This is a genomic window from Rhodovulum iodosum (assembly GCF_041020385.1).
Taxonomy (GTDB): Bacteria; Pseudomonadota; Alphaproteobacteria; order Rhodobacterales; family Rhodobacteraceae; genus Rhodovulum; species Rhodovulum iodosum.
Genome location: NZ_JBEHHI010000003.1, coordinates 182088 through 197424, shown reverse-complemented (window position 1 = coordinate 197424; position 15337 = coordinate 182088). Strand labels below are relative to the sequence as shown.

The 15337-nt window shown below is 68.2% G+C and carries 13 protein-coding genes and 1 tRNA gene; 9 read left to right on the top strand and 5 right to left on the bottom strand.

Features of this window, described 5'->3' with window-relative positions:
- Positions 1 to 20: 20 nt before the first annotated feature.
- The 3 genes from topA to tldD all read right to left on the bottom strand — a co-directional run bounded on the left by topA (position 21) and on the right by tldD (position 5342).
- Complete coding sequence (topA, locus tag Ga0609869_RS15000; protein ID WP_125403738.1) at positions 21 to 2522, bottom strand: type I DNA topoisomerase; 2502 nt, start codon at positions 2520 to 2522, stop codon at positions 21 to 23.
- A 114-nt stretch (positions 2523 to 2636) separates the two neighbouring features.
- Positions 2637 to 3797: a DNA-processing protein DprA gene (gene dprA / locus Ga0609869_RS14995; RefSeq protein WP_498073158.1), complete on the bottom strand. Its 1161-nt coding sequence runs from the start codon at positions 3795 to 3797 to the stop codon at positions 2637 to 2639.
- A gap of 123 nt (positions 3798 to 3920) precedes the next feature.
- Positions 3921 to 5342 carry a metalloprotease TldD gene (gene tldD, locus Ga0609869_RS14990; RefSeq protein WP_125403737.1) on the bottom strand — a complete coding sequence of 474 codons (1422 nt, stop codon included), beginning with the start codon at positions 5340 to 5342 and terminating at the stop codon, positions 3921 to 3923.
- 180 nt (positions 5343 to 5522) lie between these two features.
- Between tldD and coxB the strand changes: the two genes are divergently transcribed.
- The 9 genes from coxB to Ga0609869_RS14945 all read left to right on the top strand — a co-directional run bounded on the left by coxB (position 5523) and on the right by Ga0609869_RS14945 (position 13385).
- Positions 5523 to 6392 (top strand): cytochrome c oxidase subunit II, encoded by an 870-nt coding sequence (coxB, locus tag Ga0609869_RS14985; protein WP_125403736.1) that lies wholly within the window; start codon positions 5523 to 5525, stop codon positions 6390 to 6392.
- Positions 6393 to 6441: 49 nt separating this feature from the next.
- A complete protein-coding gene (gene cyoE, locus Ga0609869_RS14980) occupies positions 6442 to 7383 on the top strand; it encodes a heme o synthase (RefSeq protein ID WP_125403735.1) in 942 nt (313 codons plus the stop codon).
- Positions 7380 to 7568, top strand: coding sequence for a cytochrome c oxidase system small membrane protein (locus tag Ga0609869_RS14975; RefSeq protein ID WP_125403734.1), 189 nt, complete (start codon positions 7380 to 7382; stop codon positions 7566 to 7568). Before cyoE ends, Ga0609869_RS14975 begins: the two co-directional genes overlap by 4 nt.
- Complete coding sequence (locus Ga0609869_RS14970; RefSeq protein ID WP_125403733.1) at positions 7565 to 8140, top strand: cytochrome c oxidase assembly protein; 576 nt, start codon at positions 7565 to 7567, stop codon at positions 8138 to 8140. The genes Ga0609869_RS14975 and Ga0609869_RS14970 overlap by 4 nt, the downstream gene beginning before the upstream one ends.
- A gap of 24 nt (positions 8141 to 8164) precedes the next feature.
- Positions 8165 to 8959: a cytochrome c oxidase subunit 3 gene (locus tag Ga0609869_RS14965; RefSeq protein ID WP_125403732.1), complete on the top strand. Its 795-nt coding sequence runs from the start codon at positions 8165 to 8167 to the stop codon at positions 8957 to 8959.
- A gap of 510 nt (positions 8960 to 9469) precedes the next feature.
- The gene (locus Ga0609869_RS14960; protein WP_125403731.1) at positions 9470 to 10138 is read left to right on the top strand and encodes an SURF1 family protein; all 669 of its coding nucleotides are present in this window, start codon (positions 9470 to 9472) and stop codon (positions 10136 to 10138) included.
- A gap of 12 nt (positions 10139 to 10150) precedes the next feature.
- Positions 10151 to 11542: a threonine synthase gene (gene thrC, locus Ga0609869_RS14955; protein WP_125403730.1), complete on the top strand. Its 1392-nt coding sequence runs from the start codon at positions 10151 to 10153 to the stop codon at positions 11540 to 11542.
- Positions 11539 to 12801: a M16 family metallopeptidase gene (locus Ga0609869_RS14950; protein WP_125403729.1), complete on the top strand. Its 1263-nt coding sequence runs from the start codon at positions 11539 to 11541 to the stop codon at positions 12799 to 12801. Before thrC ends, Ga0609869_RS14950 begins: the two co-directional genes overlap by 4 nt.
- Positions 12801 to 13385, top strand: coding sequence for a GNAT family N-acetyltransferase (locus Ga0609869_RS14945; protein WP_125403728.1), 585 nt, complete (start codon positions 12801 to 12803; stop codon positions 13383 to 13385). The genes Ga0609869_RS14950 and Ga0609869_RS14945 overlap by 1 nt, the downstream gene beginning before the upstream one ends.
- 51 nt (positions 13386 to 13436) lie before the next feature.
- On the opposite strand, the gene Ga0609869_RS14940 is transcribed toward Ga0609869_RS14945, so the two are convergent.
- Positions 13437 to 13511: transfer RNA gene (locus Ga0609869_RS14940), tRNA-Glu, on the bottom strand.
- Between the two features lie 80 nt (positions 13512 to 13591).
- Complete coding sequence (gene recJ / locus Ga0609869_RS14935) at positions 13592 to 15337, bottom strand: single-stranded-DNA-specific exonuclease RecJ (protein WP_125403727.1); 1746 nt, start codon at positions 15335 to 15337, stop codon at positions 13592 to 13594.

The following is a 15337-nucleotide window of genomic DNA, read 5'->3' as shown; positions in this document are numbered from 1 at the left end:
AAACGGTGGGCCCGGCGGGCTCAGCTCTTCTTCTTGCGCCCGCCCTTCTTGGCGGCTTTTTCGGCAATGATCCCGACCGCCATCTCCATGGTCACGTCGGCAGGGTCGACCCCCTTGGGTAGCGTCGCGTTGACCTTGTCCCACTTCACGTAAGGGCCGTAGCGGCCGTCCATCACGTTGACCGCGCCGCCCTTTTCGGGGTGCTCGCCCAGCTCCTTGATCGGCTTGGCCGTCGTGCCGCGACCGCGGGTTTTCTTCTGGGCCAGAACTTCGACCGCGCGGTTCATGCCCACGGTGAACACCTCGTCCACATCGGCGAGGTTGGCGTATTTCTTGCCATGCTTGACGTAGGGGCCATAGCGCCCGATGCCGGCCTCGATCATTTCGCCGTCGTCGGGGTGGGTACCCACCTCGCGCGGCAGCGAGAGTAGCATCAGCGCCTTTTCCAGGTCGATCTCCTCGGGCGCCCAGCCCTTGGGCAGGCTGGCGCGGGGCGGCTTGGGGGCCTCCTCGGTGGGTTCGCCGCGCTGGACGTAGGGCCCGAAGCGACCGACGCGCAAGGTGATTTCGTCGTCGCCGTCATGGCCCAGCACCTTGCCGTCCAACTCGGACGCGTCCTCGCCGTTCGGGGCCGACAGGGGCCGCGTATAGCGGCATTCGGGGTAGTTCGAGCAGCCGATGAACGCCCCGCCCGACCGCGCGGTCTTGAGGTTCAGCCGGCCCGCCCCGCATTTGGGGCAGATCCGCGGGTCGGTGCCGTCCTCGCGCGGCGGATAAAGGTGCGGCGCCAGCACCTCGTCGATCTTTTCCAGAACCTCGGTGATGCGCAGATCTGCGGTTTCGGCGATGGCGGCCGAGAAATCCTTCCAGAACCGGCCCAGAACGTCGAGATATTCACGTTCGCCGGCCGAGACGTCGTCGAGCTCGTCCTCAAGATTGGCGGTGAACTCGTAGCCTACGTATTTGCGGAAATAGTTGGACAGGAAGGCCGTCACCAGCCGCCCCTTGTCCTCGGGGATCAGGCGGTTCTTGTCCTTGGTCACATAGCCGCGGTCCTGGATCGTGGTGACGATCGAGGCATAGGTCGAGGGCCGGCCGATGCCGAGTTCCTCCATCCGCTTGACCAGCGTCGCCTCGGTATAGCGCGGCGGCGGCTGGGTGAAATGCTGCTCGGGCGTGATGCTCTGCTTCTGCGCGGGCTCGCCCTGCGCGATCTGCGGAAGGCGCTTGTCGTCCTCGTCGACCACAACATCGTCGCGCCCCTCCTCGTAGATCTTGAGAAACCCGTCGAAGAGCACCACCTGGCCCGTGGCGCGCAGGCCCACCTGGCCGTCGGCGCTGATCACATCCACCGTGGTACGTTCCAGCCGTGCGGCCTCCATCTGGCTGGCAAGCGTGCGTTTCCAGACCAGGTCGTAAAGCTTGCGCTGGTCGTCATCGGTCAGCTTCAGCTTGCCCGCGTCGCGCGTCATGTCGGTGGGGCGGATGCATTCGTGGGCCTCTTGCGCATTCTTGGCCTTGTTCTTGTACATCCGCGGGCTTTTCGGCACGTAGTCCGCGCCGTAACGGTCCTTGATCGCGTCGCGCGCGGCCATCACCGCCTCGGGCGCCATGTCGATGCCGTCTGTCCGCATGTAGGTGATGTGCCCGGCCTCGTAGAGGCGTTGCGCCGCCTGCATCGTCTGGCGCGCGCCGAAGCCGAACTTGCGGCTGGCCTCCTGCTGCAGGGTCGAGGTCATGAACGGCGGCGCCGGGTTGCGGTTGGAGGGCTTGGCCTCGACCGAAGCGACGCTGAGGTCGCGGCTGTTGATCGCCTGCACGGCCAGTTCCGCCGCGGTCTCATTGGCGATGTCGTATTTGTCGAGCTTGTCGCCCCCCAGAAGCGTCAGCCGGGCCTCGTAGGTCTGGCCACGTGGGGTGGAGAGCACCGCCTTGACCGACCAGTATTCGCGCGGGCGGAACGCCTCGATCTCCATCTCGCGCTCGACGATCAGCCGCAGGCAGACCGATTGCACGCGGCCCGCCGATTTCGCGCCGGGCAGCTTGCGCCACAGAACGGGCGAGAGGTTGAAGCCCACGAGGTAGTCGAGCGCGCGGCGCGCGAGGTAGGCATGCACCAGCGGCTCGTCGATCGCGCGGGGGTTTTTCATCGCCTCGGTGACGGCGGATTTGGTGATCGCGTTAAAGACCACGCGGCTGACCGGGGTGTCCTTCTTGATCGCGCGGCGTTTTTTCAGGGCCTCTTCGAGGTGCCAGGAAATCGCCTCGCCCTCGCGGTCGGGGTCGGTGGCGAGGATCAGCGCGTTGTCGTCTTTCAGCGCGTCGGCGATCGCCTTCACATGTTTGCGCGAGTCGGTGCCGACCTCCCATAGCATCTCGAAATCATGCTCTGGATCGACCGATCCGTCCTTGGGCGGCAGGTCGCGTACATGGCCGTAAGAGGCGAGAACGGTGTAGTCGGAGCCCAGATACTTGTTGATTGTCTTGGCTTTGGCAGGCGACTCGACGACAACGACCGGCATGGAATTCCTTTCGACTCGGGCTCAGGCCCATGGCGGCGGAAGATGTGGGGGGCGGGCGGCGAATGTCAATGCACCGCCCGTGGCGGCACCTTCGACCGTCGGGCCGGGCGGGCCTCAGCCCTGGCGCGACAACAGGCCCCCGGCCTGGCGCTGGATGCGGCCGTCCAACTCCAGCGTGACCAGCGCGGGGGCGACATGGCCGGCGGGCAGCGCAAGATCGCGGATCAGCTGATCCTCGGCCAGCGGCGAGGGACCGAGGCGCGACAGGATCTCGGCATGCAGCGTTGCGGTATCGGCCGGCGCGCGGCGTGCTGAGGGGGGCGTGCGGGGCACCTCGGTGATGCGCGGGCGCGGGGGGGGCGCCGGGTCGGGCACCGGCAAGGGCAATTGCCCGGTCAGCGCCTCGCACACGTCCTCGGCCCCGCGCACCAGGACGGCGCCGTCGCGGATCAGCATGTTGCAGCCCGCCGCGCGCGCGTCGAACGGGTGGCCGGGCACCGCCAGCACCTCGCGCCCCTGGTCGAGCGCGGCCTTCGCGGTAATCAGGCTGCCCGAGCGCGCGGCGGCCTCGACCACCACCACGGCGCGCGACAGCCCCGAGATGATGCGGTTGCGCTGGGGAAAATGCCGCGCCTGCGGCTGCATCCCCGGCGGCTGTTCGGACAGGCGCAGTCCGGTTTCGGCGATATCGGCGGCGAGGCCCGCATTCTCGGTGGGATAGATCACGTCGATCCCGCCGGCCTGCACGGCCACGGTGCCGGTTTCCAGCGCGGCCAGGTGGGCGGCGCGGTCGATCCCGCGGGCCAGGCCCGAGACCACGGTGAACCCGGCCTTGCCCAGCCCCAGCGCCAGCGCGCGGGCCATGCGCGTGCCAAGACTGGAGGCATTTCGCGCGCCAACCAGCGCGGCCATCGGGCGCTGGGCGAGGTCGGCCCGGCCCAACGCCCACAGCACGGGCGGCGCGTCGCCGAGGTCGGCCAGGGCGGCGGGGTAGTCGGGCGCGCCAAAACACAGTGGCCGGGCGCCCGCCGCGCGCCCGGCGTCGAGTTCGCGCCGTGCGTCGTCGGCCGGGCAGGGGGCGTAGTCGGCCACCCGCGCCTGCCGCGCGATGCCGGGCAGCGCATCGAGCGCCGCCTCGGCGCTGCCATGCTCGGCCATCAGCCGGAAAAAGGTGCTCGCGCCGACACGGCGCGAGCGGATGAGGCGCAGCCACGCGACCAGGGAATCCTCCCTTGTGGGTGGTGCGAGGGTGTGTGTTGAAGAATTCTTCTGCAATGCCGCGCGGCTCCGCTCATCCTCGGACGAGTCTTGGGCGCAGATGGTTAACGATTGGTGAACGCGGATCGGCCAGGGCCGCAGAGCGGGCGGGAGCCCATGAAGAGCGACCAAGCCGGGCGGTCAGGCCGCCGCGCCCCCCACCGTGAGCCCGCCGATCAACAGCGTCGGCTGGCCCACGCCCACCGGCACCCACTGACCGGCCTTGCCGCAATTGCCGATGCCCGGGTCGAGCGCCATGTCGTTGCCGATGGCGCGAATCCGGTTCAGCGCCGTGGGCCCGTCGCCGATCAGCGTGGCGCCCTTGACCGGCGCGCCGATCTTGCCGTTCTTCACCCGGTAGGCCTCGGTGCAACTGAAGACGAACTTGCCGTTGGTGATGTCGACCTGCCCGCCGCCGAAGCCGACGGCATAGATGCCGTCCTGGACCTCGGCCACCACGTCACCCGGATCGGCCTCGCCCGACAGCATGTAGGTGTTGGTCATCCGCGGCATCGGGATGTGGGCAAAGCTTTCGCGCCGACCGTTGCCAGTGGGGGCCACGCCCATCAGACGCGCGTTCTGACGGTCCTGCATGTAGCCCACCAGCACGCCGTCCTCGATCAGCACGTTCTTGCCGCTCGGCGTGCCTTCGTCGTCGAAGCTGATCGAGCCGCGCCGGTCGGGGATCGTGCCGTCGTCCAGCACGGTCACGCCTTTCGAGGCGACCTGCTGGCCCATCAGACCGGCGAAGGCCGAGCTGCCCTTGCGGTTGAAATCGCCCTCCAGCCCGTGGCCCACGGCCTCGTGCAGCAGGATGCCCGGCCAGCCGGCGCCCAGCGCCACGTCCATCACGCCGGCGGGCGCGGCCTCGGCCTCGAGATTGACCAGCGCGATCCTGAGCGCCTCGCGCGCTGCGCCCTCCCAGTGGTCGCGGGCGATGAGCCCGGTCAGCCCGGCCCGGCCGCCGGCCCCGCTGCTGCCCGATTCCCGGCGGCCGTTTTCTTCGACGATGACCGAGACGTTGAGCCGGCTCATCGGCCTCGTATCCTGCAAGAGCTGCCCGTCGGGGCGCAGGATATAGACCTCCTGCACGGATGCCGCGAGCGTGGCCGAGACCTGCACCACCCGCTTGTCAAGCTCGCGGGCGAAGGCGTCGATCTCGCGCAGGGTTTCCAGCTTTACCCCGAATTCGGCGCCGGCCATCGGGTCGGCATCGGTATAAAGCCGCCGGTTGGTCGGCTGGGGGCCGTCGGCAAGCGTGCCGCCGCCATCGCCCACGGCCAGCCGCGCGGTGTCGGCGGCGCGCCTGAGCGCGGCCTCGGAAATCTCGGTGGAATGGGCGTAACCCGCGGCCTCTCCCTTGACCGCGCGCAGCCCGAACCCTTCGGACGCGTCATAGCTGGCCGTCCTGACGCGCCCGTCGTCGAAGGCCAGCACCTCGGATCGCCGCCGTTCGAGAAACAGCTCGCCGTCCTCCGCGCCATGGGTGGCCTCGCGCAGCACCGAAAGCGCGGTTTGCTGGTCGATCTGGAGGTCGAAGGGGCGGAAGGGCGGTTGGCTCATGGGGGCTCCGTAGTGGCTTTTTCGATCGGGCTGATCTTGCGGCAACTCGCCGCACGTTTCCCTTGTGTCGCTCCGGTGAATATGGTTTCGTCTGGCCGGGATACAACGGTATTCCGAGGTGCGCCCCGGGATGCCGGCAGGATGGCGGAAAAAGCCGCCGCAGGGAACCAGGGAGTGACTATGGCACGTGTGAACGGGCTGAGCGGAGTTTTGGCCGGGCTAAGCGGTGCGATCCTGGCGACGGCGGCGTCGGCGCAGGAAGAGGCGCTGACGGGGCTGGAGGTCATCGGCAAGCCGCATCCCAAGGGCATGGGCTTTCAGCCCGCCGCGACGGAACTTGCCCGCGATCTGCAATGGCTCGACGGGATGCTGATCTACATCATCGGCGCGATTTCCGCGCTTGTGATGCTGCTGCTGCTGATCGTGATCGTCCGCTACAATCGGCGGATGAGCCCGGCGCCCATGCGCTTTACCCACAACACGCCGCTGGAGATCACCTGGACGGCGGTGCCGATCGTCATCCTGATCTTCATCGGGGCCTTCTCGTTGCCGGTGCTGTTCAAGCAGCAGGAGATGCCCGAGGCCGATATCAACATCAAGGTCACGGGCTACCAGTGGTACTGGGGCTACGAATACCCCGACGAGGGGATCCAGTTTTCCAGCTTCATGCTGCCGAAAGAGGATCTGGCCGCCTATGGCTATGATGAAAGCGAATACCTTCTGGCCACCGACACGGCCATGGTCGTGCCCACCGGCAAGACCGTCGTGGTGCAGGTCACCGGCGCGGACGTGATCCATGCGTGGACGGTGCCCGCCTTCGGGGTCAAGCAGGACGCGGTGCCTGGGCGCCTGGCCGAGCTTTGGTTCGAGGTCGAACCGGGCATGGAGGGCATCTATTTCGGCCAATGCTCCGAACTTTGCGGCATCCAGCACGCCTACATGCCGATCACCGTCAAGGCCGTCACGCAAGAGCAGTACGACGCGTGGCTGGAGGGCGCGGCCGAGGCCTATGCCGGCCGCCCGCGCGACGTGACGCTCGCCGCCAACTAGACACCGCCGCGCCGGCATCCCGGCGCGCCACCTGGCTGGGGAGGGCCGTATGAGCGACGCAACCGTGACCGTGCTGGAGCAACGCCCCGAGGCGAGCTTTCACGACTATTTCAAGCTGTTGAAGCCGCGGGTCATGACGCTGGTGGTGTTCACCGCGCTGGCCGGTCTGGTGGTGGCGCCGGTGCCGGTGCACCCGATGGTCGGCTTCGCCGCGATCCTGTTCATCGCGGTGGGGGCGGGGGCCTCGGGCGCGCTGAACATGTGGTGGGACGCCGATATCGACGCGGTGATGAAGCGCACGGCCAAACGGCCGGTGCCCGCGGGCAAGGTCTCGCCGGGCGAGGCGCTGGGCCTGGGCCTCGCGCTGTCCGGCCTGTCGGTGATGATGCTGGGGCTGGCGGCGAACCTGTTCTCCGCGGCGCTGCTGGCCTTCACCATCTTCTTTTACCTGGTCGTCTACACGATGTGGCTGAAGCGCTGGACGCCGCAGAACATCGTGATCGGCGGGGCCGCCGGGGCCTTCCCGCCGATGATCGGCTGGGCCGTTGCAACAGGCGGCGTGAGCCTCGAAAGCGTGCTGATGTTCGCGTTGATCATGCTGTGGACACCGCCGCATTTCTGGGCGCTCGCGCTGTTCATGAAGACCGATTATTCCGACGCCAAGGTGCCGATGCTGACGGTGACCCACGGCCACGACCACACGCGGCTTCAGGTCTTCATCTACACCGTGCTTCTGGCGGCGCTGGCCATTGGCCTCGCCTTCACCTCGATCGGCGGGCCGGTCTACCTGGCCACCGCGCTGGTGCTGAACGCGCGCTTCCTGCGGGGCGCCTGGCGCATCTGGCGCCGCACAACGCCCGAGGCCGAGGCCGACAAATACATGGTCGAGAAACGTTTCTTCCGCCTGTCGCTGACCTACCTCTTCGCCCATTTCCTGGCGCTGATGGCCGAGGCGGCGCTGGCGCCGTTCGGATTGGGAGGCTGGGCATGACGTTCCGCGAAGATCACGAGATTCACCAGCGCCGATTTGGTCGAAACCTCGGGGTGGGGCTGGCGTTGGCGGTCTTTGTCGCCGTCGTCTTCGGGCTGACGCTGGCCAAGGTGTCGGGGGGCGGCAATATCCAGGGCTACGACCATTCGGTGCGCCCCGCTCTGTTGCCGGCGGAGGGCGAATGAGCGACCGGGCCACCCACAAGACGGCGCTGCGGCTGGTCGGCGTCATCGCCTTCATGGGGGCGATGGCCTGGGCGGCGATCCCGCTTTACGACCTGTTCTGCCGCGTCACCGGCTATGGCGGCGAGACAAATGTCGCCACGGCGGGCTCGGACGTGATCCTCGACCGGACGATCAGGGTGCGCTTCGACGCCTCCAAGGCGCGCGACATGCCGTGGGAGTTCAGGCCCGCGGTACGCGAGATGGAGCTGAAGATCGGCGAGACCGGTCTTGCCTTTTACGAGGCGCACAACCCCACCGACCGGGTGATCGCCGGCACTGCCAGCTATAACGTCACGCCCTATTCGGCCGGCGCCTTCTTTTCCAAGATCGACTGTTTTTGCTTCCAGATGCAGGTGCTGCAGCCCGGAGAGACGGCGCAGATGCCGGTCACCTTCTACGTCGATCCCGAGATCGTCGAGGACCGCGAGGCGAAATACGTCCACACGATCACGCTGAGCTACACGTTCCATGAAACAGACCTGCCCGAAGAGCAGGCGGCGCTGGGCACCCGGCCCGGCGACCCCGTCAATTGAGGTCAGAAGGGGAGAGCGCGACAGATGGCGCATGAAAAGAACCACGACTATCACATCCTGACCCCCTCGATCTGGCCGTTCGTCGGCGCTGTCGGGGCCTTCATCATGCTCTTCGGGGCGGTGATGGCGATGCACGGCAACGGGCCGTGGATGCTGCTGATCGGGGTGGCGGCGGTACTCGTCACCATGTGGAAATGGTGGGGCGATACCATCGTCGAGGGCGAGGCGGGCGATCACACGCCGGTGGTGCGCATCGGCCTGCGCTACGGGTTCATCCTGTTCATCATGTCCGAGGTGATGTTCTTCGCCGCCTGGTTCTGGAGCTTTTTCAAGCATGCCATGTACCCGATGGCGACGTTTTCCGAGGGACAGTGGCCGCCCCCAACGATCGAGACCTTCGATCCCTGGCACCTGCCGCTGATCAACACGCTTATCCTGCTGTGCTCGGGCGCGGCGGCGACCTGGGCGCACCATGCGCTGGTGGAAGAGAACAACAACCGGCGCGATCTCAAGAACGGGCTGATCCTGGCGATCATCCTCGGGGCGCTGTTCACTTTCTTCCAGGCCTACGAGTACAGCCACGCGGCCTTCGGCTTCTCCGGCAACATCTACGGCGCCAATTTCTTCATGGCCACGGGCTTTCACGGTGCGCATGTGATCATCGGGACGGTCTTCTTGACCGTCTGCCTGATGCGTGTCTTCCGCGGGCATTTCACGCCGGACAACCACGTCGGGTTCGAAGCAGCGGCCTGGTACTGGCATTTCGTCGACGTGGTGTGGCTGTTCCTGTTCGGTGCGATCTACATCTGGGGCAGCTAGCGAGGATCTTTCCGTATTGACGGACAAGGGCGCGGCGCAGGCCGCGCCTTTTCTTTGTGGGGCGGGGGCGCGACGGAACGGACCCGACCTTGCGATCTCGGAGCTGCGCCATTGCACCCGTTGCGGAAATCGGTTTCGCCGTGCTTCGCAACGCGACCCGCCGGGGGCGTTTCGCCCGCGCCATTGCCACTCGGGGCGATGGTGGACCGCATGGGTATTTGGACCAAGAAGAAGTAGGCAGAGGCTTCTTCTGGCCCAAAATATCCCGGGGGGAGTCCGAAGGACGGGGGGCAGAGCCCCCCAGCGCGGCCGCAATACGGGTGTCCGCTCGGTCGCCCAAGGCCGGCTTGGCGTGGCTGGCCCGTCCTGCCGCTCGCCCAGACGGCGGTGCTGATAGGCAGGATGCGGTTGCGGCGCCGGGACCGAAGCCCTAGCTTTCGGCACCGTAACCGGCACCGGGCCGGCACCGGGCCGGCTGCGGCCTGCCCCATCCCTTCGGGAGACACCGCGATGATCCGGCGACTGATCGCACCGCTTCTTTTCGGGTTCGCCGGGGCCGCGATCCTGATCTGGCTGGGGGTCTGGCAGTTGCACCGGCTGGAGTGGAAAGAGGGCGTGCTCGCCGAGATCGACGCGCGGATCGGAGCCGCGCCGGTGGCACTGCCCGCGGCCCCCTCCGAGGCGGCCGATAAATACCTGCCCGTCGTCGCCCAGGGCAGGCTGACGGGCGAGGAGGTCTTCGTGCTGACCAGCGTCAAGCTGCGCGGGCCCGGGCACCGGCTGATCGCGGTGTTCGAGACCGGGGGGCGGCGCGTGCTGGCCGATCTGGGCTTTCGCAGGATGGACGAGGGCGAGGCGCCACTTCCGCGAGGCTCCGCGCGGATCGTCGGCAACCTGCACTGGCCCGACGAGGTCGACGGTTTCACACCGCCGCCCGAGGGCGATCTGTTCTTCGCCCGAGACGTGGCCGCCATGGCCGCGGCGCTTTCCACCGAACCGGTGTTGATCGTGGCGCGCGAGGTCACCCCGCCCGTGGCGGGTGTCAGCCCGATGCCCGTCGACAGCTCGGGCATTCCAAACGATCACCGTGAATACGCGATCACCTGGTTTTCGCTGGCCGCGCTCTGGCTGGGGATGACAGCGCTGCTTGTCTGGCGTATCAGGCGGCGAACCGCGTAAGGGGCCGATCTGATGCGTTATGTGTCCACCCGGGGGCAGGCCCCGGTTCTGAGTTTCGAAGAGGCGATGCTGACCGGGCTCGCGCGCGATGGCGGGCTTTACGTGCCCGAGACCGTGCCGGCGATGGCGCCGGGCGACATCGCGGGGCTGGCGGGGCTCAGCTACGAGGACGCGGCGTTTCGCGTGATGCGCCCCTTTATCGGCGAGAGCTTCACCGATGCGGAGTTCGAAGCGATCATCGCGCGGGCCTATGCGGGCTTCGGCCATGCCGCCCGCGCGCCGCTGGTCCAGCTTGGGTCAAACCACTTTCTGCTGGAGCTGTTTCACGGCCCGACCCTGGCCTTCAAGGATTTCGCCATGCAGCTGATCGGCCAGCTGTTCCAGACGGCGCTGGAGCGCACCGGCAACCGCGTGACCATCGTCGGCGCCACCTCCGGAGACACCGGCAGCGCGGCGATCGAGGCGTTCCGCGGGCTCGACAATGTGGACGTGTTCATCCTGTTTCCCGAAGGCCGCGTCAGCGAGGTGCAGCGCCGGCAGATGACGACGCCGGGCGAGGCCAATGTCCACGCGCTGGCGCTCAAGGGCGATTTCGACGATTGCCAGGCCCGCGTGAAGGACATGTTCAACGATTTCGCCTTCCGCGATGCGGTGGGCCTGTCGGCGGTCAATTCGATCAACTGGGCGCGGGTGCTGGCGCAGGTGGTTTATTACTTCACCTCCGCCGTCAGCCTCGGTGCGCCGCACCGGGCCGTGCGCTTTACCGTACCCACGGGCAATTTCGGCGATATCTTCGCGGGCTACATCGCGCGGCGCATGGGCCTGCCGATCGAGCGGCTGGTGATCGCCACCAACCAGAACGACATCCTGCACCGGGCGCTGGCCGGCGGGGCATACCAGACCCAGGGGGTGACCCCCTCGATCAGCCCGTCGATGGATATCCAGGTGAGTTCCAATTTCGAGCGCGCGCTGTTCGAGGCCTACGGGCGCGACGGCGCGGCGGTGGCGCAACAGATGCAGGCGCTGAAAGAGGAGGGCGGCTTTGCCATCTCTCAGGGCGCGCTGGAGGCGCTGCGCGAAACCTATACCTCGGGCCGCGCCTCGGAAGAGGAAACCCGCGCGACGATCCGCGCCGCCCATGCCGCCACTGGCCAGACGATCTGTCCCCATACCGCCGTCGGCGTGAAGGTGGCGGGCGAACAGCCCCTGGGCGGCGCGCCGATGATCACGCTGGCCACCGCGCACCCGGCCAAGTTTCCTGACGCGGTCGAGGCGGCCACCGGCACGCGCCCCCCCCTTCCCATTCGCATGGCGGACCTGTATGAGCGGTCGGAGCGCGTGACGGCCGTCGAAAACGACTTGAGCGCGATAGAGGCCCTCATCAAGGAAAGGCGCGCGGCTTGAGTGTCGAGTTGCACCGGCTGAACAACGGGTTCCGTATCGTTACCGAGCGTATGCCGTCCATGAAATCGGCCGCCGTCGGCGTCTGGATCACCTCTGGCGGGCGCGACGAAAGCGACGCCGAAAACGGCATCGCCCATTTCCTTGAACACATGGCCTTCAAGGGCACCAAAAGGCGCAGCACACTGGAGATCGCCGAGGCGATCGAGGATGTGGGCGGCTATATCAACGCCTATACCGGCCGCGAGATGACCGCCTATTACGCCCGCGTGCTGGAGGCGGACGTGCCGCTGGCCATCGACGTGATCGCCGATTTCCTGCTCAACCCGCTGTTCGAGCTCGGCGAGATCGAGGTCGAGCGCGGGGTGATCCTGCAAGAGATCGCGCAGGTGCTGGACACCCCCGACGACGTGGTCTTCGACTGGCTGCAAGAGGTTGCCTATCCGGACCAGTCGCTTGGCCGCTCGATCCTCGGCGCGGCGGAAAAGGTGCGCGGCTTTACCCGCGACGACCTGCTGAGCTTCATCAAACGACGCTACACGCCCGAGCGGATGATCCTTTCGGTTGCCGGCGCCGTCGATCACGACGAGATCGTGCGTCTGGCCGAGCGGTATTTCGGGGACCTCGCACCGGCCGAGAAAACCATCGTGGCGCAGGCCCGGTTTTCGGGCGGAGAGCGGCGCGTCGTGCGCCCGCTGGAGCAGGCCCACCTGGCAATGGCCTTCGAAAGCCCCGGCTACCGCGACCCCGGCATCTACACCGCGCAGGTCTACACCACCGCGCTGGGCGGCGGCATGTCCTCGCGGCTGTTCCAGGAGCTGCGGGAAAAACGCGGCCTGTGCTATACCGTCTTCGCCCAGGCCGGTGCCTATGCCGATACCGGGCTGATCACCTTGTACGCCGGCACCGGCGCGTCGCAGCTGGGCGATCTGGCGCAGCTGACCATGGCCGAACTGGCCCGCGCCGCCCAGGACATGAGCCCCGAAGAGGTGGCCCGCGCGCGGGCGCAGATGAAGGCGGGGCTCTTGATGGGGATCGAAAGCCCGTCGAACCGGGCGGAGCGTCTGGCGCGCCTCGCGGCGATATGGGACCGCGTTCCCGCGCTGGAGGAGACGATCGCCCAGATCGACGCGGTCTCGACCGACGATGTCCGCCGCTTTGCCGAGCGTCTGGCGGCCAGCGGCCGGGCGGCGCTCGCGCTTTACGGGCCCGTCGAGGGGGCGCCGGCGCTTGATGCGCTGCAGGGCAGGCTCGCGGCCTGATGATCGGGCGGCGGAGGAAGGTCCGCATCGAGACCGAGCGTATGACGCTGCGTCCGCCCACCCATTCCGATTTTCGCCCGTGGACGGCGCTGCGCGCTTCCTCGGCCGATTTCCTCAAGCCGTGGGAACCGGCCTGGGCCGACGACCACCTCAGCCGCAAGGCCTTTACCAATCGCGTCTACTGGGCCCAGCGGGCGCAGGCCGCGGGCTCGGCCGTGCCGCTCTTTCTGGTGCGGCGCGAGGACGAGGTGCTGTTGGGGGCGATCACGCTCGACAATGTCCGCCGGGGTCCGGCGCAGTCGGGCACGCTGGGGTACTGGATCGGCCGGCCCTTCGCGCGGCAGGGCTACATGCGCGAGGCGATCGACGCGGTCGTGCACCATGCCTTCGTGCTGGCCGATCTCAGCCGGATCGAGGCCGCCTGCCTGCCCGAGAACGCCGCTTCGCGCGGGGTGCTGGAAAAATGCGGCTTCAAGTATGAGGGGGTCGCGCAAAGCTACCTGCAGATCAACGGCCGCTGGCGCAACCACGTGCTTTACGCCAACCTGCGCAGCGACCGTCGCGGCCGGACCGAAACCGGCTAGGCCCCCCATGGGGCGACTGGCGGAGATGTCTGGAATGCGTGCCGGATAAGGTGGCAGCCCGTAGGGGAATCGAACCCCTCTTTCCAGGTTGAAAACCTGGCGTCCTAACCGATAGACGAACGGGCCATGCCGGTGCGTGACGCGTTACCTAGAAAAATTGCCGGGACTGCGCAAGAGGCTTTTTGCAGAAATCGCGCCGGTTTCGGTCAGGGCCGCGCGGCATCTTCGAGGCGCAGCTGGGGCTGGCGCCGTCCGCCCCAGGTGTTTATCTCCAGCCGGCCCGCCAGATGGAACCGCGCGCCGCCATGGCCCTCCAGCAGCGGCCCCAGCGGCCCGTCGAAGGCACCGAAGGCGATGGCGTCCAGCCGCGCGCCCAGCCCGTCGGCGATGGTCAGCTTGAGATGGCTTTCGCCGACCTTGCGGGTATGGGCAATCTTAACGTCGGGCAGGGCGAAGCGGGGGGCGGGCGCGCCGGCGCCGAAGGGGCCTGCGGTTTCGATCTGCGCGATCAGGTCCACCGTCGCGGCACCGGGCATCAGGAGACCGTCGAGGCGCAGGTCGGCCGGGCCCGCGGCGCCGGCCCCCTGTTTCGCCAGCAACTCGCCCAGCCGCGCCATCGCGGGTTCGATATCGGTCTCGGCGACAGTCAGCCCGGCGGCCATCTTGTGCCCGCCGCCGCGGGTGATCAGCCCCTCGGCCGCCAGGCGCTGAATCGCCGCGCCGAGGTCGACGCCGGCGACCGACCGGCCCGAGCCCTTGCCCTCGCCGCCCTCCAGCCCGATCACCACGGCGGGGCGGTCCGTCGCCTCTTTCAGGCGCGCGGCGACGATGCCCACGACGCCGGGGTGCCAGCCCGCGCCCGCGGCCCAGACCAGCGGCCCGTCGAGACCCCGCGCCGCGGCTTGGTCCAGCGCCGCTGCGCGCACCGCGGTTTCGATCTCGCGGCGTTCGGTGTTGAGCTGGTCCAGCTTCTCGGCCAGCGATGCGGCCTCGGCCGGGTCATGGGTCGACAGCAGCCGCGCGCCCAGATCGGCCCGCCCGATCCGCCCGCCCGCATTGACCCGCGGGCCCAGCAGAAAGCCCAGGTGATAGGGGCTGGGGGCGCTGTCCATGCGGGCCACGTCCGACAGCGCCACGAGGCCGGGCCGGGCGCGGCGGGCCATCACCGTCAGCCCCTGGCGCACCAGCGCCCGGTTCACGCCGATCAGCGGCGCCACGTCGGCGACGGTGGCCAGCGCCACGAGGTCGAGATAGGCCATCAGGTCTGGTCCGCGCTTGCCCGTATCGCGCAATTGCCGGCCGGCCTCGACCAGCATCAGGAACACCACGCCGGCGGCGCACAGGTGGGCCAGATCGCCGGTTTCGTCCTGCCGGTTGGGGTTGACCACGGCCAGCGCGGGCGGCAGCGTCTCGGCCCCCAGATGGTGGTCGAGCACGATGACGTCCGCGCCCCTGGCCGCAGCGATGGGCTCGTGGCTCAGCGTGCCGCAATCGACGCAGACGATCAGGTCGTGGTCGCGGGCGAGATGCTCCATGGCAGGAACGTTGGGCCCATAACCTTCGTCGATGCGGTCGGGGATATAGAGCGTGGCCGAATGGCCCATCTCGCCCAGCCAGCACAAAAGCAGCGCCGCCGAGGCGCCGCCGTCGACGTCGTAATCGGCGAAGACGGCGATCCGTTCGCGCCGCTCCAGCGCCTGAACGAACCGCTCGGCGGCCAGACCCATGTCGCGCAAGGATAGCGGGTCGGGCAGCAGATCGCGCAGCAACGGGGCCAGGAACGCCTCGGCCTCTTCGGGCGCCACGCCGCGCCGGGCCAGCACGCGCGCCACCGGATCGGGCAGGCGGGCGAGCTGCGCCAGCCGCTCGGCCTGGCGGTCGGTCTCTGCATCGGGGCCGACCCAGCGCCGCCCGGTGGCCGACGTGTCTACGCCCAGAAAGGCCGCGCCCAT

Coding starts and splice junctions, on each gene's coding strand:
- topA (WP_125403738.1), bottom strand. CDS start 2,522: ATGCCGGTCGTTGTCGTCGAGTCGCCTGCCAAAGCCAAGACAATCAAC.
- tldD (WP_125403737.1), bottom strand. CDS start 5,342: ATGAGCCAACCGCCCTTCCGCCCCTTCGACCTCCAGATCGACCAGCAA.
- coxB (WP_125403736.1), top strand. CDS start 5,523: ATGGCACGTGTGAACGGGCTGAGCGGAGTTTTGGCCGGGCTAAGCGGT.
- cyoE (WP_125403735.1), top strand. CDS start 6,442: ATGAGCGACGCAACCGTGACCGTGCTGGAGCAACGCCCCGAGGCGAGC.
- Ga0609869_RS14975 (WP_125403734.1), top strand. CDS start 7,380: ATGACGTTCCGCGAAGATCACGAGATTCACCAGCGCCGATTTGGTCGA.
- Ga0609869_RS14970 (WP_125403733.1), top strand. CDS start 7,565: ATGAGCGACCGGGCCACCCACAAGACGGCGCTGCGGCTGGTCGGCGTC.
- Ga0609869_RS14965 (WP_125403732.1), top strand. CDS start 8,165: ATGGCGCATGAAAAGAACCACGACTATCACATCCTGACCCCCTCGATC.
- Ga0609869_RS14960 (WP_125403731.1), top strand. CDS start 9,470: ATGATCCGGCGACTGATCGCACCGCTTCTTTTCGGGTTCGCCGGGGCC.
- thrC (WP_125403730.1), top strand. CDS start 10,151: ATGCGTTATGTGTCCACCCGGGGGCAGGCCCCGGTTCTGAGTTTCGAA.
- Ga0609869_RS14945 (WP_125403728.1), top strand. CDS start 12,801: ATGATCGGGCGGCGGAGGAAGGTCCGCATCGAGACCGAGCGTATGACG.
- recJ (WP_125403727.1), bottom strand. CDS start 15,337: ATGGGCGCGGCCTTTCTGGGCGTAGACACGTCGGCCACCGGGCGGCGC.